This is a genomic window from Stutzerimonas frequens, assembly GCF_024448335.1.
In the GTDB taxonomy this organism is placed as follows: domain Bacteria; phylum Pseudomonadota; class Gammaproteobacteria; order Pseudomonadales; family Pseudomonadaceae; genus Stutzerimonas; species Stutzerimonas frequens.
In genome coordinates, this window is the sequence record NZ_JAMOHM010000001.1 from 118005 (window position 1) to 142949 (window position 24945).

The following is a 24945-nucleotide window of genomic DNA, read 5'->3' on the forward strand; positions in this document are numbered from 1 at the left end:
GGGCCCGGCGCACTCATGCCGCGGCGCGCCGGACAGTCGCCAGCAGGGCCGCCGCCCCGGCGAACATGGTGGCAAAGCTGCGGTTGACCAGGCGCTGCTGACGCGGCGTACGCAGCAGGCGCAGCACCTTGGCGGCGAGCCCGGTGTAGCCGGCCATGACCACCAGATCGACCACCACCATGGTCGCCGCCATCTCACTGTACTGCAGCAGCAGCGGCCGCTGCGGATCGAGAAACTGCGGCAGCACCGCAAGAATGAAGACGATCGCCTTGGGGTTGCTGGCATTGACCAGGAAGCCACGCAACACCAGGCTCAGCGGCCGGCCGATGGGCCGCGGCGCCGCCGAATCGTCCAGCGCTTCCGGTTGTGCCTGCCACTGCTTCCAGGCCAGCCAGAGCAGGTAGCAGACGCCGAACCACTTGATCAGGCCGAACGCCAGTTCCGAGGTCGCCAGTACCGCGCCGACACCGGCGGCGACCACGGCGATCTGCAGCACCAGCGCCAACTGCAGACCGATGGCGTTCCAGTAGCCGCGCCAGAAGCCGTACTGCAAGCCGCAGGACATCGAAGCGATGGCCCCGGCGCCCGGCGACAGGCTGATCACCCAACAGGCGACGGAAAAGGCAAGCCAGGTTTCCAGCGTCATGGTCAGTCTCCCTTGGTCGAGCGCGCGAACTCTAGCGCGATGGTCAGTCCGGCATGTCCTTGCCCAGTTTCACCGGTTCCTTCAGCTTGCGCTTCATGGCCTTGCGCATGCGGATGTTCAGCGCTTCGACGCCCAGCGAGAAGGCCATGGCGAAGTAGACGTAGCCCTTGGGCACGTGCACGTCGAAGGCTTCGGCAATGAGTAGCGTACCGACGACGATGAGGAACGACAGGGCAAGAATCTTCAGCGTCGGATGCTTGTCGATGAAGTCGCTGATGGTACCCGCCGCCAGCATCATGACCAGCACGGCGATGACGATCGCGGCGACCATCACCGGAACGTTCTGCACCAGGCCCACCGCGGTGATTACCGAGTCCAGCGAGAAAATGATATCGATCACCGCGATTTGCAGGATGACCCCGAGGAACCCGGCCTTCACTGCCCCGCTGCCAGCAGCCTGGTCCTCTTCCTCACCCTCGACGCTGTGCCAGATCTCCATGGTGCTCTTGAACAGGAGGAACAGGCCACCGAAGAACAGGATCAGGTCGCGCCCGGAAACACCCTCCCCAAGGACCGTGAACAGGTCGTTGGTCAGGCGCATCACCCAGGCGATGGACAGCAACAGCAGGATCCGCGTGCCCATGGCCAGCGCCAGGCCGAAGAAGCGCGCCTTGGGCTGCTGCGCCTTGGGCAGGCGGCTGACCAGAATCGAAATGAAGATGATGTTGTCGATGCCTAGGACGATTTCCAGGGCAGTCAGGGTCAGAAAGGCGACCCATATTTCAGGGTTGCTGAGCCATTCCATAGGTTACTTCTCTGGGGTGGGAGGGTTGATCAGTTGCATGTCGCCGCCGCGCCAGCGGCGCACGGCTTTCTGGAAGAACAGGCTGTTGGGCACCTGGACGATGGCGCCAGTCCCGGCTTCGGCCACTTCCTCGAGGGTCGTGTAGAGCAAATTGATGTCGATGACGCGTCCCTTGACGATCGGCTTGTCGAACGCCTCGACGATCTCCACCACGTCGCCCAGACGGAACGGACCGACGGTGAGGATCAGCACGGCACAGAGCAGGTTGGACAGCACGCTCCAGATCGCGAAAAAGGCGATTGCCGCGACCGCGACGAAACCGGAAATGGCGGTCCACAGCACCGTGGCGGAGACGCCGAAGCGTTCCAGCACCATGATCAAAGCACCGCCGATGATGAACCAGCGGATACCACCGCGCACCGGGATCAGCAACTCCGGCGGCAGCGGATAGCGCGACGACAGCCGGGTCAGTCCGCGCACGACCAGGCGCTGCAGCACGTACGCCACCAACAGGATCAGCAGCACCTGCAGGCCCAGCATCCACTGCAGGCGCCACTCCTCGATCAGGGCCAGCCAGGTCTCGTTCACGCGCTGGCCTCCAGTTGCGCCTGCAGGGCTTCCAGGGTTTCCAGTGCTTCCAGCCAGGCCTCTTCCAGCTCGCCTTCGCGAACCTTGAGCTCGGCCTGCTGGGCCAACAGCTCACGCAGTTCGTCCTTGCGCGCCGCCTCATAGAGCGCACTGTCGCCGAGCCGCGCTTCCAGGGCGGCCAGCTTTTCGTGCACGCCAGCTAGGTCCTTCTCCAGCTTGTCGGCCTGGCGCTTGTGCGGCGCCAGCTGCTGACGCAGCGCAGCCGCCGCTTGGCGCTGGGCACGCTTGTCGGTCTTGTCCACGGCAGGCTCGCCGCTCGCTATGGGTTGCTGGCGCGCCCGGTAGTCCACCAGCCAGCGCGCGTAATCCTCGAGATCGCCGTCGAAGTCCTGCACTCGGCCATCGGCCACCAGCAGGAATTCGTCGGTGGTGCTCTTGAGCAGATGGCGGTCGTGGGACACCACCAGCACCGCGCCTTCGAAGTCCTGCAGCGCCAGGGTCAGCGCCAGGCGCATCTCCAGGTCGAGGTGGTTGGTCGGCTCGTCGAGCAGCAGCAGGTTGGGCTTGCCCCAGGCGATCAGCGCCAGCGCCAGGCGCGCCTTCTCGCCACCGGAGAAGTTCAACACCGGCTCGTCGCAACGATCGCCGCGGAAATCGAAGCCGCCGAGGAAATCGCGCAGGGTCTGCTCACGCTCGTTGGCGGCGATGCGCTGCAGGTGCAGCAGCGGGCTGGCCTTCGGGTCGAGCGAATCGAGCTGGTGCTGGGCGAAGTAGCCGACCACCAGGTTCTCGCCGCGCTGCAGGCGGCCGCCGAGGGGCGAAAGCTCGCCGGAGAACGTCTTGATCAGGGTCGACTTGCCGGCACCGTTGGGGCCCAGCAGGCCGATCCGTGCTCCGGGCACCAATTGCAGCTTGACCTTGTCCAGCACCAGCTTGTCGCCATAGCCGAGGCGGCCTTCGGCCAGATCCAGCAACGGGCTGGAGACCTTGTCGGCTTCCCGGAAGCGGAAATCGAACGGCGAATCCACGTGCGCCGGGGCCAGTTCCTCCAGCCGCTCCAATGCCTTGATCCGGCTCTGCGCCTGGCGTGCCTTGGTTGCCTTGGCCTTGAAGCGGCGGATGAAGCTTTCCATGTGCGCACGCTGCGCCTGCTGTTTCTCGTAGGCCTGCTGCTGCTGCGCCAGACGCTCGGCGCGGGTGCGTTCGAACGCCGAGTAGCCGCCGCGATAGAGGGTCAGCTTGCGCTGCTCCAGGTGGATGACGTGGTCGACCACCGCGTCGAGAAAGTCACGGTCGTGGGAGATCAGCAGCAGCGTGCCGGGATAGCCCTTGAGCCAGTCCTCGAGCCAGAGGATCGCATCCAGGTCGAGGTGGTTGGTCGGCTCGTCCAGCAGCAGGAGGTCCGAAGGACACATCAGCGCCTGCGCCAGATTCAGACGCATGCGCCAGCCACCGGAAAAGCTACCGACCGGCAGCGCCATCTGTTCGTTGGAAAAGCCCAACCCGGCGAGTAGCTTGCGCGCCCGTGCATCGGCGCTGTAACCGTCGGCATTGTCCAGCTCGCTGTGCAGGCGCGCCAGGGCGTTGCCGTCATGAGCCTGCTCGGCAGCAGCCAGGTCGCGCTGGATACGACGCAACTCGACGTCGCCGTCGAGCACATAGTCCACCGCCAGGCGGTCGAGGGTATCGATCTCCTGGCGCATGTGCGCGATGCGCCAATCCGGCGGCAGCTCGCAGTCGCCACCATCGGGCACCAGCTCGCCACGCAGCAGGGCGAAGAGTGTGGATTTGCCGGCACCGTTGGCACCGACCAGGCCGGCCTTCTGGCCGGGATGCAGGGTCAGCTCGGCGCCTTCCAGCAAACGCTGAGGGCCACGCTGTAGAGTGAGGTTCTGAAGTCGGATCATAATGGCGGCGAGTTTATCAGTTCGCCCGGAAAGCCAGCCGGGCGGCCGAAAAAAAAGGCGTACCGCTTATGCTCAACCCAGATCTCTGGACCTTCGCCCTGCACTGCTACGCACGAGAGGGGGTCGAGACCGCCTGCCTGGAACTGCAAAGTCAGGGGGCGGATGTCTGTGTGCTGATCTGCGCGGCCTGGCTGGAGGTACGCGGAGTGGCATGCAGTCCGGAGCGGATGCGTGCGCTGGAAGAAGTCGCCGCACCCTGGCGACACAGGGTGGTGGAGCCACTGCGCGAACTGCGCCAGGCATGGCGCTCGCCAGCAGAACAGGACGAAGCCTTGCGAGAACTGCGCGAAGCGCTCAAGACGCTGGAACTGCAAGCTGAGCGCAGCCTGCTGGAGCGGCTGCAGACGGCAAGCTGCGAATGGAGCGAAAGCGCCGGTGCCGACCGCTGGTTGAGCGATCTTGGGCCGAATGGTGGTTGCCGCGTTGCGCTGGAAACCCTGCGCAACGCGGCTTATCAGACTCAGCTGGAGCTGGCAGCTTTCTGAGTCCCGGTGCGCTTGGCTGCAGGTTTGCGAGCAGCAGGCTTTTTCGCCGCGGGCTTGGCTGCCGTGGGCTTGGCCGCTGCCTCAGCCGCAACGGGCGCAGCCTTGTTGGCGGATTGCGCGGCAGCAGCGGGGCTGGCCACAGTGGCCGAGCGTGCACGGGCTGGAGCCTTAGCCGTTGCAGGGCGTGTAGCCGCAGGCTTGGCCGCGGCAGCGGCCGAGGTCTTCGCGGCTGTCTTGGTCGGAGCTTTTGCCGGAGCCTTGGCTGGCGCTTTAGCAGCCGGCGCCGTCGCTGCCTTGGTGGTCGGGGCCTTGGCGGATGCTGCCGATTGGGCTGCAGCCGGGGCGACCTTGCTAGCAGGCTTGCGCGCAGCCGGACGGGAGGGTGCGGCGGGCTTGACAGCAGTCGCAGACTGGCTGCGCAAGGCCTTGTCAGCATCATCGGCAACCTTGCGGATACCCTGGGCCAGCTTCAGGCTCTGCTCAGAATCGCGCTTGAGATCGGCCAGGTAGGTCAGGGTTTCGCTCTGCCGGCTCTGCAGCAATGCGAGGGACTCTTCCAACTCGCCGAGCCGGGAGCGCGCCTTGACCTGTGCCTTGGCCTTGCCCGCATTGCCGGCGTCGTCCAGCTTGGCACGGACCTTGGTCAGCTTGTCCTGAGCCTTGCCTCGCTGCTTCTGCAGCTTGGCAAGCGTGCTTTCGGCATCCTTGATCGCCCGAGCGCAGGCCTGGTCAAGGTGGTCAATCAGACTGAGGGAAAGCTGCTGCAGCAAATGCAGCGGGGTGGTAACCGACTTCTTCTTCGCGGGCATGGAGGCGCCTCCTGGCAGGAACGGTGCCCCCATACTAGACGGCCGGCTCTAGCGCCGCCAGCGCCCGCCGAGCGGCTCCGGCCGGCAGCGACATGGCCACCATCTCATGCGGTAGTGGCGTCTGCCTGTTTGTGCGCGTTATGCAGGACTTCGATCAGGCAGTCTTCCAGCTCGAAGCGCTCATGCAGCAGCTGGCCCAGCTGCTTGAGCTCGTCGGCCAAGCCTGGGCTACCCAGGCAATCGCCCTTCTCGCAACGATCATTGAAGCCCAACGCAACCTTGGTGATGGTCTCGATACGCGGGTAGATCTGCTTGGCCAACTCGATCGCGCGAGCATCGCCGAACGCTTCGGCCTCGGCGAGCAGTTGTTCGTAGATTTCGAAGTGGCCGGCCGAGACGTAGTCGACCAGGTATTCGCAGAACCGCTGCAGTGCCTGTCGAGCGGTCGCGTCGCGATCGGTATGCAACTCGTGATAGGCATTGATCAGTGCATGGCGCTCGTGCAGCCAGCGATCGATCAGCAGATGTACACCACCCCAGCGTTCCTGGGCATTGCGACAGCTCTCGAGCATGATGTCCTCACTTCCCTAATCGATGATGCTTTTACGCCATTCCGAGACGTTTTTCTGTCTTTCGGTATCGGCCCTGGGTGAGTGGCGGCAGCGGATGGCGAAAATCCGTCACCGCAGGAGCAGACTATGCCGCGCTGCTCGATGCATCAAGCGAAAAGCCGACGAATCTCACAAGCGCACCTAGCCGCTGCACGTCCATGAGAAGACCCTGCTAGCGCAACGGGAGTTCGACGGTAAGAAGGAAAGTTTTGCTCAGTCGCGGCGCAATAGCTGCGCCAGACAGACAATGGCCATGCCGATGAAGGCCAGTAGACTCCACTCGGGAATGCTCAGCCCCAGCATCGTCCAGCTCACTTCGGCACACTCCGCGGTGCCGTGCAGCACCAGACGGGCGATTTCCTGGAAGGGCAACGCTTCCATCATGTATTCCAGGCTCGGCAGGCAGCTCGGCAGCTGATCGGCCGGCACACTCTGCAACCAGATCTGGCGAATGGCAGTGGCGCTGCCGAACAGTACGAACAACAGGCCGACACCAGCGTAAACGCGCCGCCCGGTCTTGGCCGGTCCGTGAATCGCAGCCACCAGGCAGGTCAGGCCGAAGGCGATCACGCAGATGCGCTGGACAATGCACAGTGGGCACGGCGCCAGGCCCATTACGTGTTCCATGTAGAGCGCAACGACGATCAGCAGCGCGCTTCCGATAAAAGCGAGAAGGAACAGGGAACGTGGGCTGGCCAGACGCATGGTGGCTCCGCTTGCAAGGGAAAGTCCGCTACGGTAGTGGAAACCTGGACAGCCTTACAAGCGGCGAGAAAGACCCGCGCAAGCGTCAAGCCCGGCACATGGCGGACCTGACGAGCCGGTCACAGAGTCGCGGGCAGATTGCGATCGAGCAAACCGACGCCCTGCTGGAACAGGCGATTGCTGCTTTCGGTATCGCCCAGTTGCGCCAGGAGACGCGCCAGCTCGGCGCAGGTCTCCGGGCGGTGGTCGAAGCGTAGGCTCGCCTCGAAATAGTCGCGCGCCTTGCCCCATAGCTCGTTGCGCAGACTGAGCCGTCCCAGCGCAAGCAGCAGCACGGGGTTTTGCGGATGATCCTTGAGCCAGCCTTCGGCATGCGCCAGCTGGCGCGCCGGATCACGCCCGAGTACGCGGCCGTAGCGTTCCACCAGTCGATCGTCGTACTGCCGTTTGATCGCCGCGTAGAGAACCTCCTCGGCTTTCCCCTGGGCACCGAGGCGAGCGAGTCCGTCGGCGTAGGCGCGCACCACCAGTGGCTCCCCTCGCAGTGCGCTGGGGACGGTCTGCCAACGCTGATTCAGCGCCTCGATGCTCGCCTCCGGAGCCAGCTCGGACGGCTGCCCGGCCTGTTCGACCGCCGCCGTCCAGGCCAACACTTCCAGCTCGCTTAGCTTGGCCGCTGGCAGCACGCGATGCTTGCGCAGCTCCGGCAGCAGCCGACACAGCGCTGCCCAGTCCTCGAGCTGGACATACAGCTGTTGCAGCAGCGTCAGTACATAGGGATGTCGCGGATGGTCGTTCTGCAGCTCGCTGAGCGAGGCGCGCGCCTCGACATACTGGCCGCGAGCAATCTGCAGCTGCGCCTGGGTCAGGCCGATCGCCAACGCCGCCTCGGGTTCACGCTCGCGAGCCTTCTGCAGCAGCTCATCGCTCTGGGCATACTCGCCCAGCTCGTTGGCCGCCCGCGCTGCGCCCAGATAATGCACCAACGGCTGCCGATCCTTCTCGGCGGCCAGTTGCAGGTGATTGAGCGCCGGCGCCCATTGGCCTTCGGCAAGCTCGCGCAGGCCGCTGCGGGACGCCTTCTCCACACGGCGTTCGCGATGGCGACGCGACCATGGGTTGACCAGCGCACCGGAGATTTGCAACAGCCCCAGCAGCCAGTGCACCACAACGGCCACCAGCCACAGGCTTGCGACCAGGGCAAGGAAGACCCAGAAGCTCGACTCGTAGCGGAACTGATCATATGTGATCAGCACGTAGCCAGCGCTCTGGCTGATCGCCCAGCCGAGGAATCCGGCAACGGCAAGCAGCAGAATGAGTAGCAACGCCAGTCTTTTCATGTGCGCTGGGCCTCCTGCTCGGCATCCTGCGTCTCGGGCTGGGCGGGCGCTTCACCTGCATCGCCCGCGTCGCGGCGTTCACGCTTCTGTACGTAGGCCTGCAGCGCCTCCAGCGCCGGCGCAAGATCGGGCAGGGTCACCTCCACCTCGCGCTGTGAAAGCTCTTCGAGACGCTTGCGCAGACCGCGAGCCTGGCCATTGTCTTCACTGAAGTGGTCCTTGAGCACCGAGCTGGCCTGCTCCAGTGACTGCCGATAGACCTCGGCATTGCCATTGAGCACCGCCCACTGGGCCTGCTCGATAGCCAGCGAAAGGGCCAGGCGCACCTGGCCCAAGGTCTGCCCGGCAAGCAGCGGCTTGACGTCGGCACTGGCGTCGAAGTCCACCCGCACGTAGCGCGTCAGCTCGTTCAGCCAGCGTTGCCAGCGGCTGTCCTGGGCGCTTTCCGGCTGCGCCTCGCCATTGACGAACTCCGGTGCCAGTGCGCTGAGCTGAGCGGTCTGCCCACGCAAGGCGCCGAGCTGCAGAAACAGCCCGGTGCGATCGAGTTCCGGCAGGCTACGCAGACCTTCGAGCCCTTCCAGCAGTTTCTGCCGCGTGCTGTAGGCAGCGGGATCGTCCTGCTTCTGCAGGATCAGATCGGCTTCGTGAACCAGCATTTCGGCGCTTTTCACGTCCTGCATGGCCGACAGCTGCAGCATCGCCATGCGCAGCAAGTGTTCAGCTTCGGCCAAGCGCCACTCCTCGCGGCTCGCGCCGAGCACCTGCTCAACCCGGCCGGAAAGGCGCTGCTGATCGCTCTGCAGCGTCGCCAGCATACGCCGCCGCTCCTCCAGCTCACTGGCCGATGGCAACTGCTCCAGACGACCAAGGCGTGCCGCCATCTGGCGCTCGCGCTCGGCCAGCTGACGCGTCTGTTCGGCGGTGCCTTGCATGGCTTCGAGTCGCTGGCCTTCCTGAACGCCGAGCTGCTGCAGCTGCCAGACGCCGTAACCAGCGAGCGCCACGCCACCCAGCCCGACCAGCAGCGCCACGGTTGCCAGGGACCTGGCGCCGCCACTGGCGACAGGCTTGGACGGGGCAGTCTTGGACGGCTTGGCGGGCTCGACGGCTGGAGTCGGCTCACTGGCGGGGGGTTGCAGCGGTTCTTTCTTGGAATCTGCTTCGCTCACGTTTCCATCCTTTGCATCAGGAAGCGACCACCGCGGTTTCCCGCAAGGCCGCCAGCAAGGCCGCAGCTCCTGCGCCGCGGCAATCCACAATTCGTTTGGCGCCCAACTGTCGAGCCATCTCCGCCACCCGCGGGCTGGGTACGAACAAGGGTAGCTCAGACAATTCGGGCCAGGTATCGGCTGCCAGCTCATGCAGCGACAGCAGACCCTGCCCACTGCTGACCACCAGGCCGTTGAGCCGTTCCGAGCGGAGCGTGGCGGCGAGTGTTCCCAAGGGGTAATCGGGCAGGTAACGCCGGTACAGCTCGAGGATATCCACCTGCACCCCGCGCGCGCGCAATGTCTCGGCGAGAAACTCGCGGCCACCCTCGCCACGCAGGATCAGCACCTTCGGATCGGGCCGGGCCAGCGCGTGCTCCAACTGCGGCAGCGCCAGCAGCGCCTCGCTGTCGTCACCCCGCTCGGGCCAGCTGACATCCAGCCCATAGGCTTCGAGGATCGCCCCGGTGGCGCCACCGACGCTGAACCAGGCTTGACCGAACGGGGGCTGCGGCCAATAGCGGTCGAGCAGCTCCAGGCCCAGCCGGGCAGCCGGTTTGCTGACCACGATGACGGCGCAATAGCGATCCAGCTCGAGGATCGCCGCACGCTGCTCGGCCTTTTCCGGCAACGGCTCGATCGCCAGCAGCGGCAGACTGGCGCTGTGCACGCCGGCTTCGGCGAGTGTTGCCGCCAGCGCCTCGCATTCTTCGGCCGGCCGGGTCAGCAGCAGGCGCCAGCCAGTCACGCGTGACCAGCCTCGCCATAGACCGCCTTGAGGATCTGCTCGGCACCCTGGGCCAGCAGCTCCTCGGCGACCTGCACGCCCAACGCCTCGGCTTCGGCGGCAGGCGCCCGGCCTTCGGCGCGCAGCAGCACGGTGCCGTCCGGCTGGCCGACCAATCCGCGCAACCATAGCTGCTCGCCTTCGAGCACCGCGTAACAGGCGATCGGCACCTGGCAGCCGCCGTTCAAGCGCTTGTTCAAGGCGCGTTCGGCTACGACACGAGTCGCGGTCGGCGCGTGGTTCAGGCATTCCAGCAGCGCGTGCAGTTCGCTGTCGGTGGTACGGCATTCGATGCCGACCGCGCCCTGACCGCCGGCCGGCAGGCTCTCGTCCACGCTGATGCTGGAGCGGATGCGCTCACCGAAGCCAAGGCGGATCAGCCCGGCGGCAGCGAGGATGATGGCGTCGTACTCACCTGCATCGAGCTTGGCCAGCCGGGTGTTGACGTTGCCGCGCAGGAACTGGATTTTCAGGTCCGGCCGCCGCGCCAGCAGCTGGGCCTGGCGACGCAGTGACGAGGTGCCGACCACGCTGCCGGGCGGCAGCGCATCGAGGTCGTCGAAGTGGTTGGAGACGAAGGCATCGCGCGGATCTTCACGCTCGCAGATGCAGTACAGGCCCAGCCCTTCGGGAAATTCCATCGGCACGTCCTTCATGGAGTGCACGGCGATGTCCGCTTCGTTCTCCATCAGTGCCGTTTCCAGTTCCTTGACGAACAGACCCTTGCCGCCAATCTTCGCCAGCGGTGCGTCGAGCAGCTTGTCGCCGCGGCTGACCATCGGCACCAGGCTGACCTTGAGCCCCGGATGCGACGCCTCCAGGCGCGCCTTGACGTATTCGGCCTGCCACAGGGCCAGGGCACTCTTGCGGGTGGCGATGCGAATTTCGCGAGACATGGACAATTCCAGAACAGTGAATTGCCGGCGATGATAACAGGCCGGACAACCAGCCTGCGTTGGCCGGAATCAAGTAAAGCGCGCTGTCATGCCACCACGCCGGAGCCCGCCAGCCGTACCAGCTGACGGTCACCAACGCAGCGAGCCGTGCTGGCTCAGAGGTTCTGCATCAGCTTGCGCACGCCGGCCACATGACGCCGACTCACGGTTAGCGCCTCGCCGTCGAGCCCCTTGAGGAACAGCTGGAAGTGGCCGAGCGGCGTGCGTTGCAGACGCTCGATCCGATCGCGGAACACCAGCGCGTTGCGATGGATGCGCACGAAGCGCTCGCCGAACTCGTCCTCCAGCGATTTCAACGGCTCGTCCAGCAGCACCTCGCCACCAACGTGGCGCAGGGTGACGTACTTGTGGTCGGCGATGAAGTAGATCACCTGATCCAGCGGAATCAGCTCGATGCCCTTGCGGGTTCGCGCGCTGATGTGGCTGCGCGGTCCGGCACCGGACACCGCAGCCGGACGGGTCAAGGCAGCGAGCTGAACGCGATTGGGCCGTTCGGCCTTCTTCAGCGCCTCGGACAGGTGCTCCGGGCGCACCGGCTTGACCAGATAGCCAACCGCGCTGACTTGGAAGGCATCCAGGGCGAATTCATCATGGGCAGTACAGAAAATCACCGCTGGCGGCGCATCCGTCTCGCAAAGCTTGGCTGCAACCTGCAGACCATCGAGCCCGGGCATGCGGATATCCAGCAGCACGATATCAGGGCGCAGTTCCTCGATCAGCGTCAATGCTTCTTCGCCATTGCTGGCAGCAGGCTCGAGGACACGATAGCCGTCGAGGTCACCTACCAGTCGGCTGAGGCGCTCGCGGGCTAGAGGTTCGTCATCGACAATCAGGACATTCATATAGATCTGGCTTCCTGCGTTTGTCTCGCACATGGATAGCGTAGACATGTGTAATGGCGGCCTTCACGGCGCTCCACGCTGAGACTCGCTAGCGGACCGAAAAGTGCCGCTAATCGTGCGTCGATGTTCTGCAAACCCTGCCGCGTACCCCGTGAAGCCTGCGCTTGAGCGGTTTCGTCGAACGGGTTGCTGACCACCAACTGAAACACACCATCGACATATTCAGCGGCTACGCTGACCAGACCGCCGTCGATACGTGGCTGAATGCCATAGACCAGCGCATTCTCCAGCAGCGGCTGCAGCGTCAGCTGCGGAATCGGCAGGTCGTCCGGCACGCTGTCGACCCGCCAGTCCATCTGCAGCCGGTCGCCCAAGCGGTACTGTTCGATCGACAGGTAGCGGCGCGACAGCTCCAGTTCGTCACGCCAGGCCACCAGCGTGCCCGGCCGCGCCAGGCTCGCACGGAACAGGTCGGACAGGTCCAGCACCGCCTGCTCGGCCTTGGCCGGATCGCTGGCCACCAGCGCGGCAATGCTGTTGAGGCTGTTGAACAGGAAGTGCGGACGAATGCGCGCCTGCAGCGATTCGATCCGCGCCCGCAGCTCGGCCTGCTCCTGGCGCCGCCACTGGCTCTGCAGATAGAAATAGCGTAGCAGCAGACCCGACATGATCAGGCTGATCAGCGCGTGCCGCAGGTAGAGATTGACCTCGCCGTCGCGCGAAAGCGGGCCCCCGAGCTGGTAGATGTCCGCCACGGCGGTGCAGGCCAGCGTCAGCCCGACCACCAGCGCGCAGCACGCCAGCCCGGCCAACGCCGCGCGGAGCCGCGCCAACAGTGGACGCAGCAGACACATGGTGCCGGCCGACAGCAGCACGATCCACTGCACGAACAACGAGGTCAGCGCCAGGCGCATCCAGTCGAAGCCCGGCTGCATGGGTTCGGCCAGCACCAGCACGAACACCAGCAGCTCGGCGAGCAGGACAAGGCCGAGCAAGGCCTCGGGCTGGCACAGCTCGGGAACGAAGAAATCATCGGATACGGCGGTGGTTTTCACGCGGATCAGCCTGTGGATCGACCTGCCGGGAGTTTCCTTGCACGCCTCGGTGACGGCAAGCCAAGCACCCGTCGGCGAAGGCGAAATCGTGCGGATTTGCCAGCCAGCTCACCCTTCGCCCGGCTGCGCCCGGTGTGCCCGCCCGCAGCGCCATCCCTGCTATCATCGCCGCCTTTCCTCAGCCTTCGGATTTCAGCGAGCGCATACATGAGCACCGACAAGACCAACCAGTCCTGGGGCGGCCGTTTCAGCGAGCCCGTCGACGCCTTCGTCGCCCGATTCACCGCCTCCGTCGAGTTCGACAAGCGCCTCTACCGCCACGACATCATGGGCTCGATCGCTCACGCCACCATGCTGGAAAAGGCCGGCGTGCTGAGCGCCGATGAGCGCGAGCAGATCATCACCAACCTCAAGGACATCCAGAGCGAGATCGAGGCCGGCACCTTCGACTGGCGCGTCGACCTGGAAGACGTGCACATGAACATCGAGGCGCGTCTGACCGACCGCATCGGCGTCACCGGCAAGAAGCTGCACACCGGCCGCAGCCGCAACGACCAGGTCGCCACCGACATCCGCCTGTGGCTGCGTGACGAAATCGACCTGATCCTCGGCGAAATCACCCGCCTGCAGCAGGGTCTGCTGGGTCTCGCCGAAGCCGAAGCCGACACCATCATGCCCGGTTTCACCCACCTGCAGACCGCCCAGCCGGTGACCTTCGGCCATCATCTGCTGGCCTGGTTCGAGATGCTCAGCCGCGACTACGAGCGTCTGGTCGACTGCCGCAAGCGCACCAACCGCATGCCGCTGGGTTCGGCTGCACTGGCCGGCACCACCTACCCGATCCAGCGGGAGATCACCTGCGAGCTGCTGGGTTTCGAAGCGATTTCCGGCAACTCGCTGGATGGCGTGTCCGATCGCGATTTCGCCATCGAATTCTGTGCCGCCGCCTCGCTGGCGATGATGCACCTGTCGCGCTTCTCCGAAGAGCTGGTGCTCTGGACCAGCGCGCAGTTCCAGTTCATCGACCTGCCCGACCGCTTCTGCACCGGCTCCTCGATCATGCCGCAGAAGAAGAACCCGGACGTGCCCGAGCTGGTGCGCGGCAAGACCGGCCGCGTATTTGGCGCGCTGGCCGGCCTGCTGGTGCTGATGAAGGGCCAGCCGCTGGCCTACAACAAGGACAACCAGGAAGACAAGGAGCCGCTGTTCGACGCCGCCGACACCCTGCGCGACTCGCTGCGGGCCTTTGCCGACATGGTCCCGGCGATCAAGCCCAAGCGCGAGATCATGCGCGAGGCGGCGCTGCGCGGTTTCTCCACCGCCACCGACCTGGCCGACTACCTGGTGCGCAAGGGGCTGCCGTTCCGCGACTGCCACGAGATCGTCGGCCACGCGGTGAAGTACGGCGTGCAGACCGGCAAGGACCTGGCCGAGATGAGCCTCGACGAGCTGCGCCAGTTCAGCGACCAGATCACCGATGACGTGTTCGCCGTGCTGACCCTGGAAGGCTCGGTCAACGCCCGTGACCATATCGGCGGTACGGCGCCTAATCAGGTGCGCGCCGCGGTCAAGCGCGGCCAGGCGCTGCTCGCGTCCCGCTGACCGGAGTCGGCCGACCGCTTGCGGTCGGCTGTTCAGCTTGCAGCAGAGCCGGGTTGTCGCGCCGTCTGGCGCTGCAGCTCGGTGGCCGCCGCCGGGCCAATGTGCGGTTCAAGCGGCAGGTGATGACCATCCTCACAAGCCCGCCAACTGGCGCAACAATGCGCTCACCCCTCTCCCGCTCAGGAAGATTGAGATGCCCCTCGACATTCGCCCCGCGGTTCGCGAAGACGCCGCACTGATCCTGCGCTTCATCACCGATCTGGCCATCTATGAAAAGGCCGAGCACGAGGTCAAGACCGACGTCTCCGGCATCGAGAACAGCCTGTTCGCCGACGGCAGCAGCGCCCATGGTTTGATCTGCGAGCTGGACGGCGAGCCGATCGGCTACGCGGTGTACTTCTTCAACTACTCGACCTGGCTGGGCAAGCACGGCCTGTATCTGGAAGACCTGTACGTCACCCCGCAGCAGCGCGGCGTCGGCGCCGGCAAGGCACTGCTGCGTTATCTGGCCAAACTGGCGGTAGCGCGCGGCTGCGGGCGCTTCGAGTGGTCGGTGCTGGACTGGAATCAGCCAGCCATCGACTTCTACGAATCCATCGGTGCCAGGCCGCAGAACGAGTGGATCGGCTACCGCCTGACCGGCGATGCACTGTCAGAGTTCGCGGCGGGTTGAGCGATCGTTCGAGCTCGCCTGCGTCAGCCGCTGAGCTGCCGCCGCGCAAGGCGCGTCTGCCGTTTGCCAACGCCTGGTTCTTCCCGGCTGCCGCGCTCTACGCGGCGCTGATCCTGCCGTATTCGGTACTGGCGCTACTTGGTCTGCTTCCCGCGCCGCCCGGGCTCGCCACATCCGCCGGTCACGCCCACGAGATGCTCTTCGGCTTTGCACTCGCGGTGATCGCCGGCTACCTGCTCGGCCCGCAGCCACTGCGCTTTACCCTTGCGCTACTCGGCTGCTGGGCATTGGCGCGCCTCGGTTTCCTGCTTTGGCCAGGTTCCTGGCTGGCACTGGCCAGCGCCGGCGCCTTTGCTGCCGGATTTGCCTGGAAGGTGTTGCCGCGCTTTCTCGGCGCCGCGAAAAAATGGCGCAACCAGACGGTTGCCCCGGTGGTTGCCGTACTTGGCCTGCTCAGCGCCATCGCCAGCGGCGGCTTTGCAGCTGGCTTCGAGCGGCTCATGCTGGAGGAGGCGCTGCTACTGGTCGCCATCCTGATGTTCTTCATGGGCGGACGGATCATCGCGCCAGCCATCGCCGGTTACGCGCAGAGCCGGGGATGGCGACTGGATGCGCGAGTGCAGCCACATATCGAAGGCGCCGTGCTGATCCTGCTCGGCCTCGCCCTGCTGTTGAACCTCCTGCCCTGGCCGCTTACCCGGCAAGTGACCGGTGCCGTACTGGTCGCCGCCGCCCTACTCACGGCCATCCGCCTGCTGCGCTGGCAACCCTGGCGCTGTGCGCGGCCGGAGCTGCTGACCCTGCTGCTCGGCTATGCCTGGCTCGCCATTGGCCTGCTATTGCTTGGCCTGGGGACGTTGCTGCCGGCGCTGCCATTGAACGCAACGCTGCACACCTTGACCGTCGGCGCGCTGGGCAGCCTGACCTTCGCGGTCATGGCCCGTACCCGGCTGCTCTACCGGTTCCGCGATCCCGCGGCCCAGCCCTGGATACAGCCGGTGGCGCTGCTGATCAGCCTGGCGGCGCTGGCACGGGTGCTGCCCGCCCTATTGAATCAGCCTCAGCAAGGCTGGCTACTGCTCGCCGCCGGCTGCTGGTCGCTGGCCTTTCTGGCGCTGGTCTTGCTGCTCTGGCGTTGTCGCGAGGCACACGCGGACAGCCATCGCGGTAAAGCTGGCCGCTGAGTCATCGGCCGGAACTCTCGCGCGTTACGCTTGACCTACATGCAACCGACGGCGACTGCCCCCTGGTCCGCCGCCGCATTCGCCGAGGCCTGCATGACCGACCTGCGCACCCTGCTGCTGAACCAGAACACCCAGGGCGCCGAGCTCTTCGACTCGCCCAAGGAGCGCCTGATGTTCTACCGCTCCGAAATCCATTTCGAATCCTCGCTGTTGGCCGAACGCACCAGCGCCTACCTGTCGTCGCAGTCGTTCCTGATGATTGCCTTCGCCTCATCGATGGCCAACAGCAACCCGGAGTGGGGTGAACTGTTCCGTCTGGTGGTGCCGGCGATTCTCTCGGTGCTCGGCCTGGTCACGTCGCTGCACGCGATGCCCGGCATCAAGTCCAACTTCGACGTCATCGAACGCTGGCATCAGAAACAGTCCGAGCTGCTGCAGCTCGAAGGCCGCGTCGGCATGCTGCCGAACAACGAATCGGCCCTGTTCGGCGAAGGCAGCAGCCCGGTCGGCGGGCCTCGCTACAAGCGCACCCTGCTGTTCTCGCTGCGCACACCGATCATCTTCTCGCTGGTCTGGAGCGCATTCGGCCTGCTCTGCCTGGCCCTCAGCCTGATGGACTGACGCGCCGCGGCATTGCTTCACGGGGCAGCCGGTGCTTAGCTGGATGCATCCCTATGGAGAAACCCATGTCCGATCCAGACCGCCCCCGCTATCGCGTCGATGCCGATCGCCAGGCCGCTCAGCGCCGGGTACGCTACGTCGAAACCAACCGCCCGGATGACGGTAGCTGCACGATATGCCAGCTGGACGCAGAAAATCCGGCCCCGCTCGACGAGATACCTGCCATGGCGCAAGACACACCCAGCAACGATGAAGATGAAGCGTTCGCCGAAGAGACCCTGATCCAGGCGATCGAGAACCAGCTTGAAGCCGGTGAGCCCGCGGCCACCCAGGCCACGCTGAACAAGCTGACGCTGGTCGGCTACGAGCGCGACGAATGCCTGCAGATGATGGCGCTGGTCCTCGCCCACGAGATCCGCGCGATGCTCAGCGAAGACCGCCCTTTCGACGGTGCCGCCTACGAGGCCATGCTGCGCAAGCTGCCGGAACTGCCGCAGGCATCCGAATAGGACCTGGATCAAGGCAGGGTCGCCGCCAGCATCTACACTCAGCGGACAGGGCATGAGCCCACCACCCGAGGAGCGAGCATGTCGTACACCCCTGAGTTGGTCGCCGAACTGGAAGTGCTTTGCCAGTTCAATCTGGAAAACCTGCAGGAAGGGCTGAAAGTGCATCACGATGCCAGCCCGTCCACCATCGCCGCGTTCGGCCGCCTCCACGCCAAGGGACTGATCACCCAGAACGATGGCGGCTACCTCACCAGCCTTGGCCGCGACGCCGCTGAACAGGCGCAGACCCTGCTTACCATCCTCTCGGAAACCGCCACGGCCTGACACCACATTGCCGTTCCGCTTCGCCAGTCCAGGGTTACGGATGATGCCGGCCCTGGCCGTTGGTCGCTCACAGCTGGCAAACTTGCGCCCCGCCTCAAGCCGCACGCCAAGTGGCCGATGAACAGGGGTTAGCCTCGCCTGCACGAACCACCATGACCCGCACCCAGCACATCCACCCGATTCTCGAAGACGGCATCGACCGCAAGGTGCTGGCCACGCTGCGGGCGCGCTTTCTGGCCATCAACAGCGCACGTCTGGAGCGCGCCGCCCAGGCCATGTCGACCCGACAGCAGCAGGTACTCAAGCTGCTGCCGCTGTTGTTTCACGTCAACCATCCGATACTGCCCGGCTACGTCTCGGCAAGCACTCCCGCCGGGCTGGCCCATTTCGAGCCGGATGCCGAGCAACTGGCCGAAGCCCAGCGCCTGAGCCGCTCGTTCGCCTACAAACCGCTGCGCGGCAAGACACTCCAACCCATCCTTGGCCTGTTCCTGATGGGTAGCCTGGGCACCGTCGCGCAGGATGAGCACAGCGATCTGGACGTTTGGGTCTGCCACGATCCGGAGCTGACGACGCAGCAGATCGAGGAACTGCATCGCAAATGCGAGCTGTTACGCAGCTGGGCCGCGAGCCAGGGCAGCGAGGCGCACTTCTTTCTGGTCGACCCGCAGCGCTTCACCCAGGGCCAGCGCGAAGCCAAGCTGACTTCGGATGACTGCGGCACCACCCAGCATTACCTGTTGCTCGACGAGTTCTACCGCACCGCGCTCTGGCTCGGTGGTTGCACACCGCTCTGGTGGCTGGTGCCGGATTACGAAGAGCATCGCTACGCCGAATACGTCGCGACGCTGCTGGCCAAGCGCTTCGTGCGCGCCGACGAAGTGCTTGATCTCGGCCACCTTGGCCAGGTGCCGCCAGGGGAGTTCGTCGGCGCCGGCCTCTGGCAGCTGTACAAGGCCATCGACGCGCCCTACAAGTCGCTGTTCAAGCTGCTGCTGGTCGAGGTCTATGCCAGCCAGTACCCACAATTGCGCTGCCTGGCGCTGGATTTCAAGCAAGCCATCTATCAGGGTCGCCTCGACGCGCTGGAGGAACTCGACCCCTACATCGCTGCCTACCAGGCCATCGAACGCTACCTCAGTGAGCGCGGCGACCGTGAGCGCCTGGAGCTGGCCCGACGTTGCCTGTATCTGAAGATCAACCGACCACTGAGCCGGCCACCGGTCAACCGTAGCAAGAGCTGGCAGCGCATCCTGCTGGAGCGTTTTACCCGTGACTGGCGTTGGGACGAAAAACAGTTCTCCCTGCTCGACAACCGCAGCCGCTGGAAGGTCCGGCAGGTCAGCCAGGAGCGCCGTGCGCTGGTCAACGAGCTGACCTATGGCTACCGCTTTCTCAGTGAGTTCACCCGTCGCCTGCAGGCGACCAGCGCGCTCACCAGCCGCGACCTCGGCGTACTGGGGCGCCGCCTGTACGCCGCCATCGAGCGCAAGGCCGGCAAGGTGGAGGTGATCAACCTCGGCATATCGCCCGACATGAGCGAAGACAGCCTGACGCTCGTCCACGGCTACGATGCCGCAGGCGATGCCCATTGGTCGCTCTACCAGGGGCAGCTCACGGCACCGGAGCTGTCCAATTACGCCCCGCTCAAGCGCGCGCGCGAACTCATCGCGCTGCTCGCCTGGTGCCATCGCAACGGTGTCGTCGATGCCAGTACCCACCTGTCGCTGTTTCCCGGCGACAGCGGCCTGAGCGAGGCAGAGCTGTTCGCGCTGTTCAGCGACCTGCGCCGCGTACTGCCCCTGCCCCTGCAGCCGGTCAGCGAGGAAGCGCTGCTCGCCGCCTGCCGCCCCAGCCGCGTACTGCTGCTGGTCAATGTTGGGCTGGATCCGATGCAGCTTGCACCGGAGCAGCCGACGATCGCCGAACAGGCCATCCAGAATGCAGCACCGGAAAACCTCGTGCTGAGCATCGATCAGATCACCCTCAACAGCTGGAACGAGCTAATGGTGACCCGCTACGAGGGACCGACAGCCCTGCCACAATGCCTGCGCGACTATGTCGAGCAGACGACACGCGAGGCGGAGCCGCAACTGCAGGTATTCTGCTTCGCTCGCAACCGCGGCCAGGCCATCGGCCGGCGCGTCGAAGAAATATTCCACGATGCGTGCGCCAGCCTCGCCGCCGCCCCGGCTGCCCGCTACCTGCTGCAGGTCCGTCAGCACTTCCACGTGCTGCAGCGTGACCACGACAGCCTGCGCGTGAGCAGCCTGAACGACCGCGACGCGCTGGTTGAACATCTCGCCGAGGCGCACCACGCCTACAGCCCGCTGCAGCTCGATCGCAAGGCGCTGGAGGGTGAGGAACTGGCGCTGATGCTGGCCCAAGGCCGCCCGGGCTGCCTGCAGGTGTTCTACCGTAGCCTGGGCGAAACGGCGGAGCTGAGCGTACTCGACGAATGCAACGCGCTCTGGCAGCAGACGTTGCCTTATCGCGACGAGCGTTCGCTGCTCAAGCCATTGCTGCGCTTTCTCGAATCGATGCTCTATCGGCGCAGGGCGCAGCAGACCGCCACCATGGCGGAGACCACCGATCCGGCAATCCTGATCTACCGCATCCGCCCCGCCAGCATCACGCAACCTGCGCAGCTGGAACGCCGGCCGCTGCCGCAAGGCGAGATCAACGATCCGTTCTATGACGTGCAAGCCATCGTCGATGCGAGCGAGAACGGCCGCTCCCAGGTCACGCTGTACTGCAACCAGCAGGAGTTTTCCGGCCTGGAGTACGGTACAGACCTGTTCGCCGCCGTGGCGCGCACGATCCTCGCGCACCGCCGCGCGGGCGAACGCTACCCCTGTTACATCACCGATCTTGACCTCTCCGGTTTGCACGGAAGCGGCCGTAGCCAGACGGTGCAATACCTGCGTTACAAGTCGCGGCTGGAGGCGGCACTGAACGCGGTGTTGGAACAATAGAGGGAAACTGGCGGGGGCCTCAGCGAACGTCGCGGCGCGAGGTTCTGGCCCGACGAACCAGCAGCAGGGTGCAGTGCTATCGAACGGTTGTTGCTTCAAGAGAGGCAGAGCTGCCGGAAGCTGTTACCAGCCCGGGCGCAGCGGCGGCCGGGCTGATCATTTCGCAAGCGCTGCCCGTCAGAACGGATCGCCGGCCGCTTCGGGCTGATACTCGATGGCCAGCAGGGTGAGCTTGATCATCTTGCCGCCGGGGGCCGGCCAGTCGATGTGCTGGCCGACGCTCATGCCCAGCAGCGCAGTGCCGACCGGGGCGAGCACCGATACGGTGCCTTCCTTGCCGGCATCGTGTGGGTAGACCAGCGTCAGGTGGTAGTCCTTGCCACTGCCTTCGTCGCGGCAATGCACACGCGAGTTCATGGTCACGACACCGGCAGGCATCTCGCTGCGTTCCACGATCTGCGCCCGCGACAGTTCCTGCTCGAGCGCTTCGGCGGCCGGACCGTAGTCGTCCAGACTGTCGAGCAGCCGCTCGAGGCGCTGCAGATCGAGTTTGGTAAGGATGATCGGCGGTGCACTGGTCATGGGTTCTGGCAAGCTCCTGCGAAAAATAAAACACGAAAAAAGCAAAACCCCGCCCGAAGGCGGGGTTTTGTTGACCTGCGAGAGACACTATCACAGCAGCCCGAATAAGCAAGGCCCCTGCCGACAGCCCCCCGGAATACGGGGCCTGCGCGGCGCTGGCGTCACAAATCCTCGAACTCCAGCGACTCGCCGCCCTGCTCCAGCGTCACCCGCGAAAGCAACTCACCGAGCCGTTCGCCACTGGCATCGCACAACCACAACTGGCTGCCCTCGTCATAGTCGAAATGAAAGCCACCGGAGCGCGCCGCCACCCACAGCTGGCGCAGCGCAGGCTGACGACTGAGGATCAGCTGGCTGCCATTGTCGAAGCGAACGGTCAGCACGCCACCGGAGTTTTCCAGGTCGACATCCAGGTTGGTGTCATCGAATACGTCCTCGACGCTCTCCTGTACGGCATCGACCAGATCGTGATAACGGGCTTCACTCAGGCTCATGCAAGACATCCTCGAATTGTTCTGCGCGCGACGAGGCCGCGCTCAACGGCGGCGAGCTTAGCAGGCCCCGCCCGGATCAAGCGAGCCGGCGGCCAGCAACGCCGCCGTGTGACGTGCTGCTCGCATAGGCAATCTGCCGGGTGCTGGGTATACTCCGGCGATTAGATTTTTCAAGGATTCCAGCCCCCATGAAGCGCCTTCTGCTTCCCTTCATCGCCCTTGCCGTCTTCGCCGCCGCGCTCAGCGGTTGTGGCCAGAAAGGTCCGCTGTACCTGCCGGATGACGAGCAGACCGTCAAAGAACGTTCCAAAGACCGTTTCGAACTCTAAAGGAGGCTGTTCATGAAGGCCTTCTCGTACCGCGACGGTCAACTCTTCGCGGAAGGCGTGGCACTGCCCGCACTCGCGCAACGCTTCGGCACCCCGACCTACGTCTATTCCCGCGCGCACATCGAAGCCCAGTACCGGGCCTATGCCGATGCGCTGGATGGCATGCCGCACCTGGTCTGCTTTGCCGTCAAAGCCAACTCCAACCTGGGCGTGCTGAACGTCCTGGCGCGTCTCGGCGCGGGCTTCGACATCGTCTCGCGCGGTGAGCTGGAGCGTGTGCTGGCCGCCGGCGGACAGCCGGACCGTATCGTCTTCTCCGGCGTCGGCAAGACCCGCGACGACATGCGCCGCGCGCTGGAAGTTGGCGTGCACTGCTTCAACGTCGAATCCACCGACGAGCTGGAGCGCCTGCAGCAGGTTGCCGCCGAGCTGGGCATGAAGGCGCCGGTGTCGCTGCGGGTCAATCCGGACGTGGATGCCGGTACCCATCCATATATTTCCACCGGTCTGAAAGAGAACAAGTTCGGCATCGATATCGACAACGCCGAGGCGGTCTACGCCCGTGCCGCCGAGCTAGCGAACCTGGACGTGGTCGGCGTCGACTGCCACATCGGTTCGCAGCTGACCAGCCTGCCGCCCTTCCTCGATGCCCTCGACCGCCTGCTGGCGCTGGTCGATCGGCTCGCCACCCGCGGCATCCAGATCCGTCACCTCGACCTCGGTGGTGGGCTCGGCGTGCGTTATCGCGACGAGCAGCCGCCGCTGGCCGGCGACTACATCCAGGCCGTGCGCCAGCGCATCGAAGGCCGCGGGCTGGCACTGGTGTTCGAGCCGGGCCGCTCCATCGTCGCCAATGCCGGCGTGCTGCTGACCCGCGTGGAATATCTCAAGCACACCGCGCACAAGGACTTTGCCATCGTCGATGCGGCGATGAACGACCTGATCCGCCCGGCGCTGTACCAGGCCTGGATGAACGTGGTCGCGGTGCAGCCGCACGAAGGCGATACCCGTCGCTACGACATCGTCGGGCCGATCTGCGAGACCGGCGACTTTCTCGCCAAGGATCGCGAGCTGGCGCTGGTCGAAGGCGATCTGCTGGCGGTGTGTTCGGCCGGCGCCTACGGCTTCGTCATGAGCTCCAACTACAACACCCGCGGCCGCGCCGCCGAGGTGCTGGTGGATGGTGACCAGGCCTTCGAAGTGCGCCGTCGCGAGAGCGTTCAGGAGCTGTACGCCGGCGAAAGCCTGCTGCCCACTTGAGGCCAAGATCATGCTTCTGCGCTTTACCAAGATGCACGGTCTGGGCAACGATTTCATGGTCATCGACCTGGTCAGCCAGCACGCGCACATCCAGCCCAAGCACGCCAAGCAGTGGGGCGACCGCCACACCGGTGTCGGCTTCGATCAGCTGCTGATCGTCGAGCCGCCGCAGAATCCGGACGTGGATTTCCGCTACCGCATATTCAATTCCGATGGTTCGGAAGTGGAGCAGTGCGGCAACGGCGCGCGCTGCTTCGCCCGCTTCGTGGTCGACAAGCGCCTGACCGTCAAGCGCAAGATCAAGGTCGAAACCAAGGGCGGCATCATCGAGCTGGATATCCGCCCCGATGGGCAGATCCGCGTGGACATGGGCCCGCCGCGACTGGTGCCGGCCGAAATTCCGTTCCAGGCCGAGCAGGAAGCCCTGAGCTATCCGCTCGACGTCGATGGCCAGCGCGTAGAGCTGGCCGCCGTATCCATGGGCAACCCCCATGCGGTGCTGCGCGTCGACAGCGTCGAGCAGGCGCCGGTGCATGAGCTGGGGCCGAAGATCGAGCATCACCCGCGCTTTCCGCAGCGGGTCAACGTCGGCTTCCTGCAGGTGGTCGACCGCCGCCATGCGCGGCTGCGCGTCTGGGAACGCGGCGCCGGGGAGACCCAGGCCTGCGGCACCGGTGCCTGCGCGGCTGCGGTCGCGGCGATTCGCCAGGGCTGGATGGACTCGCCGGTGCAGATCGAGCTGCCGGGTGGCCGTCTGTCCATCGAATGGGCAGGTCCGGGGCAGCCGGTTATGATGACCGGCCCCGCCGTTCGTGTATTTGAAGGACAGGTTCGCCTATGACCGACCAGACTCAGGGCAGCACTCCGCTACCCGACGCCGAAGCCGTCGCCGCTTACCTGCGCGCCCATCCGGAATTCTTCGTCGATCACGACGAGCTGATCCCCGAGCTGCGCATTCCCCATCAACCGGGCACCGCGGTGTCGCTGGTGGAGCGTCAGGTCAAGCTGCTGCGCGAGCGCAACATCGAGATGCGCCATCGGCTGTCGCAGTTGATGGACGTCGCGCGCGACAACGACCGCCTGTTCGACAAGACCCGCCGCCTGGTGCTCGACCTGCTCGACGCCGGCAGCCTGGAAGAAGTGGTCAGCGCAGTGGAAGACAGCCTGCGCCACGAGTTCCAGGTACCCTACGTCAGCCTCATCCTGTTCAGCGAGGCGACATTGCCGGTCGGCCGCTGCGTCAGCACCGCCGAGGCCAAGCAGAACATCGGTGGCCTGCTCGAGGGTGGCAAGACCATCTGCGGCGTGCTGCGTCCCCACGAGCTCAGCTTTCTGTTCGGCGAGGATGGCCCCAGCGTCGGCTCCGCCGCAGTGGTCAGCCTCGACGACCAGCTGGGGGTTCTCGCCATCGGCAGCCGCGACCCGCAGCACTACAAGAGCTCGCTGGGCACCCTGTTCCTCGGTTATATCGCCGAAGTGCTCGCGCGCGTCTTGCCGCGCTTCGGCACCCCGCTGCGCTCGGTACGCTGAGCGCAGCCGCCGGCGTCGGCTGGCGCGGCCGTTCTTTTCGCGAGCGAGGGAGCCC

The 24945-nt window shown here is 65.3% G+C and carries 27 protein-coding genes; 12 read left to right on the forward strand and 15 right to left on the reverse strand.

Annotated features, from left to right (window positions below):
- Nucleotides 1–13: 13 nt before the first annotated feature.
- Genes NAO55_RS00525 through NAO55_RS00540 form a run of 4 tightly spaced genes read right to left on the reverse strand, consistent with a single transcriptional unit; the run spans nucleotide 14 to nucleotide 3946 of the window.
- Complete coding sequence (locus tag NAO55_RS00525) at nucleotides 14–646, reverse strand: LysE family transporter (protein WP_102839572.1); 633 nt, start codon at nucleotides 644–646, stop codon at nucleotides 14–16.
- Nucleotides 647–689: 43 nt separating this feature from the next.
- The gene (locus tag NAO55_RS00530; RefSeq protein WP_102839571.1) at nucleotides 690–1451 is read right to left on the reverse strand and encodes a TerC family protein; all 762 of its coding nucleotides are present in this window, start codon (nucleotides 1449–1451) and stop codon (nucleotides 690–692) included.
- 3 nt (nucleotides 1452–1454) lie between these two features.
- Nucleotides 1455–2039, reverse strand: coding sequence for a mechanosensitive ion channel domain-containing protein (locus NAO55_RS00535; RefSeq protein WP_020306698.1), 585 nt, complete (start codon nucleotides 2037–2039; stop codon nucleotides 1455–1457).
- The gene (locus NAO55_RS00540) at nucleotides 2036–3946 is read right to left on the reverse strand and encodes an ATP-binding cassette domain-containing protein (RefSeq protein WP_102839570.1); all 1911 of its coding nucleotides are present in this window, start codon (nucleotides 3944–3946) and stop codon (nucleotides 2036–2038) included. Before NAO55_RS00540 ends, NAO55_RS00535 begins: the two co-directional genes overlap by 4 nt.
- A gap of 68 nt (nucleotides 3947–4014) precedes the next feature.
- Here NAO55_RS00540 and NAO55_RS00545 point away from each other — a divergent pair, with 68 nt between their 5' ends.
- Nucleotides 4015–4491: a TIGR02444 family protein gene (locus NAO55_RS00545; protein WP_102839569.1), complete on the forward strand. Its 477-nt coding sequence runs from the start codon at nucleotides 4015–4017 to the stop codon at nucleotides 4489–4491.
- Here NAO55_RS00545 and NAO55_RS00550 read toward each other — a convergent pair.
- The 9 genes from NAO55_RS00550 to NAO55_RS00590 form a co-directional block, all read right to left on the reverse strand.
- Nucleotides 4467–5300: an AlgP family protein gene (locus NAO55_RS00550; RefSeq protein WP_102839568.1), complete on the reverse strand. Its 834-nt coding sequence runs from the start codon at nucleotides 5298–5300 to the stop codon at nucleotides 4467–4469. The genes NAO55_RS00545 and NAO55_RS00550 overlap by 25 nt on opposite strands.
- A 104-nt stretch (nucleotides 5301–5404) precedes the next feature.
- On the reverse strand, nucleotides 5405–5872 hold the full coding sequence (locus tag NAO55_RS00555; RefSeq protein ID WP_063539596.1) for an Rsd/AlgQ family anti-sigma factor: 468 nt from the start codon (nucleotides 5870–5872) through the stop codon (nucleotides 5405–5407).
- A 252-nt stretch (nucleotides 5873–6124) separates the two neighbouring features.
- Nucleotides 6125–6616, reverse strand: coding sequence for a disulfide bond formation protein B (locus NAO55_RS00560; protein WP_063539595.1), 492 nt, complete (start codon nucleotides 6614–6616; stop codon nucleotides 6125–6127).
- A gap of 119 nt (nucleotides 6617–6735) precedes the next feature.
- Nucleotides 6736–7956: a heme biosynthesis HemY N-terminal domain-containing protein gene (locus NAO55_RS00565; RefSeq protein ID WP_102839567.1), complete on the reverse strand. Its 1221-nt coding sequence runs from the start codon at nucleotides 7954–7956 to the stop codon at nucleotides 6736–6738.
- Nucleotides 7953–9128 (reverse strand): uroporphyrinogen-III C-methyltransferase, encoded by a 1176-nt coding sequence (locus NAO55_RS00570; protein WP_102839566.1) that lies wholly within the window; start codon nucleotides 9126–9128, stop codon nucleotides 7953–7955. The genes NAO55_RS00565 and NAO55_RS00570 overlap by 4 nt, the downstream gene beginning before the upstream one ends.
- 16 nt (nucleotides 9129–9144) lie before the next feature.
- Complete coding sequence (locus NAO55_RS00575; RefSeq protein WP_102839565.1) at nucleotides 9145–9915, reverse strand: uroporphyrinogen-III synthase; 771 nt, start codon at nucleotides 9913–9915, stop codon at nucleotides 9145–9147.
- The gene (gene hemC / locus NAO55_RS00580; protein ID WP_102839564.1) at nucleotides 9912–10850 is read right to left on the reverse strand and encodes a hydroxymethylbilane synthase; all 939 of its coding nucleotides are present in this window, start codon (nucleotides 10848–10850) and stop codon (nucleotides 9912–9914) included. The genes NAO55_RS00575 and hemC overlap by 4 nt, the downstream gene beginning before the upstream one ends.
- 155 nt (nucleotides 10851–11005) lie before the next feature.
- Complete coding sequence (locus tag NAO55_RS00585; RefSeq protein ID WP_102839563.1) at nucleotides 11006–11752, reverse strand: LytR/AlgR family response regulator transcription factor; 747 nt, start codon at nucleotides 11750–11752, stop codon at nucleotides 11006–11008.
- Nucleotides 11749–12807: a sensor histidine kinase gene (locus NAO55_RS00590; protein ID WP_102839562.1), complete on the reverse strand. Its 1059-nt coding sequence runs from the start codon at nucleotides 12805–12807 to the stop codon at nucleotides 11749–11751. The genes NAO55_RS00585 and NAO55_RS00590 overlap by 4 nt, the downstream gene beginning before the upstream one ends.
- A gap of 207 nt (nucleotides 12808–13014) precedes the next feature.
- On the opposite strand from NAO55_RS00590, the gene argH reads away from it, so the two are divergent.
- The 7 genes from argH (at nucleotide 13015) to NAO55_RS00625 (ending at nucleotide 20695) form a co-directional block, all read left to right on the forward strand.
- Entirely contained in the window at nucleotides 13015–14409 is a 1395-nt protein-coding gene (argH, locus tag NAO55_RS00595) for an argininosuccinate lyase (protein WP_102839560.1), read from the forward strand.
- A gap of 193 nt (nucleotides 14410–14602) precedes the next feature.
- A complete protein-coding gene (locus NAO55_RS00600) occupies nucleotides 14603–15082 on the forward strand; it encodes a GNAT family N-acetyltransferase (protein ID WP_102839559.1) in 480 nt (159 codons plus the stop codon).
- 35 nt (nucleotides 15083–15117) lie between these two features.
- Complete coding sequence (locus NAO55_RS00605) at nucleotides 15118–16266, forward strand: NnrS family protein (protein ID WP_102839685.1); 1149 nt, start codon at nucleotides 15118–15120, stop codon at nucleotides 16264–16266.
- 93 nt (nucleotides 16267–16359) lie between these two features.
- Nucleotides 16360–16887 carry a hypothetical protein gene (locus NAO55_RS00610; RefSeq protein WP_063539586.1) on the forward strand — a complete coding sequence of 176 codons (528 nt, stop codon included), beginning with the start codon at nucleotides 16360–16362 and terminating at the stop codon, nucleotides 16885–16887.
- A 65-nt stretch (nucleotides 16888–16952) separates the two neighbouring features.
- Entirely contained in the window at nucleotides 16953–17396 is a 444-nt protein-coding gene (locus NAO55_RS00615; protein ID WP_102839558.1) for a hypothetical protein, read from the forward strand.
- A gap of 78 nt (nucleotides 17397–17474) precedes the next feature.
- Entirely contained in the window at nucleotides 17475–17720 is a 246-nt protein-coding gene (locus NAO55_RS00620) for a TIGR02647 family protein (protein ID WP_063539585.1), read from the forward strand.
- A gap of 152 nt (nucleotides 17721–17872) precedes the next feature.
- Entirely contained in the window at nucleotides 17873–20695 is a 2823-nt protein-coding gene (locus tag NAO55_RS00625) for a class I adenylate cyclase (RefSeq protein ID WP_102839557.1), read from the forward strand.
- Nucleotides 20696–20872: 177 nt separating this feature from the next.
- Here the strand turns inward: NAO55_RS00625 and rnk are convergent, their stop codons facing one another.
- Nucleotides 20873–21277 carry a nucleoside diphosphate kinase regulator gene (gene rnk, locus NAO55_RS00630; protein WP_020306712.1) on the reverse strand — a complete coding sequence of 135 codons (405 nt, stop codon included), beginning with the start codon at nucleotides 21275–21277 and terminating at the stop codon, nucleotides 20873–20875.
- Nucleotides 21278–21438: 161 nt separating this feature from the next.
- Nucleotides 21439–21771 (reverse strand): iron donor protein CyaY, encoded by a 333-nt coding sequence (gene cyaY, locus NAO55_RS00635; protein WP_020306713.1) that lies wholly within the window; start codon nucleotides 21769–21771, stop codon nucleotides 21439–21441.
- 188 nt (nucleotides 21772–21959) lie between these two features.
- Between cyaY and lptM the strand changes: the two genes are divergently transcribed.
- The 4 genes from lptM to NAO55_RS00655 are packed head-to-tail and all read left to right on the forward strand — an operon-like array spanning nucleotide 21960 to nucleotide 24890.
- On the forward strand, nucleotides 21960–22100 hold the full coding sequence (gene lptM / locus NAO55_RS00640) for an LPS translocon maturation chaperone LptM (protein WP_003283423.1): 141 nt from the start codon (nucleotides 21960–21962) through the stop codon (nucleotides 22098–22100).
- A gap of 12 nt (nucleotides 22101–22112) precedes the next feature.
- On the forward strand, nucleotides 22113–23360 hold the full coding sequence (lysA, locus tag NAO55_RS00645) for a diaminopimelate decarboxylase (protein ID WP_102839556.1): 1248 nt from the start codon (nucleotides 22113–22115) through the stop codon (nucleotides 23358–23360).
- Nucleotides 23361–23370: 10 nt separating this feature from the next.
- On the forward strand, nucleotides 23371–24201 hold the full coding sequence (gene dapF / locus NAO55_RS00650; RefSeq protein WP_063539582.1) for a diaminopimelate epimerase: 831 nt from the start codon (nucleotides 23371–23373) through the stop codon (nucleotides 24199–24201).
- On the forward strand, nucleotides 24198–24890 hold the full coding sequence (locus NAO55_RS00655; RefSeq protein ID WP_011911742.1) for a DUF484 family protein: 693 nt from the start codon (nucleotides 24198–24200) through the stop codon (nucleotides 24888–24890). Before dapF ends, NAO55_RS00655 begins: the two co-directional genes overlap by 4 nt.
- Nucleotides 24891–24945: the final 55 nt, after the last annotated feature.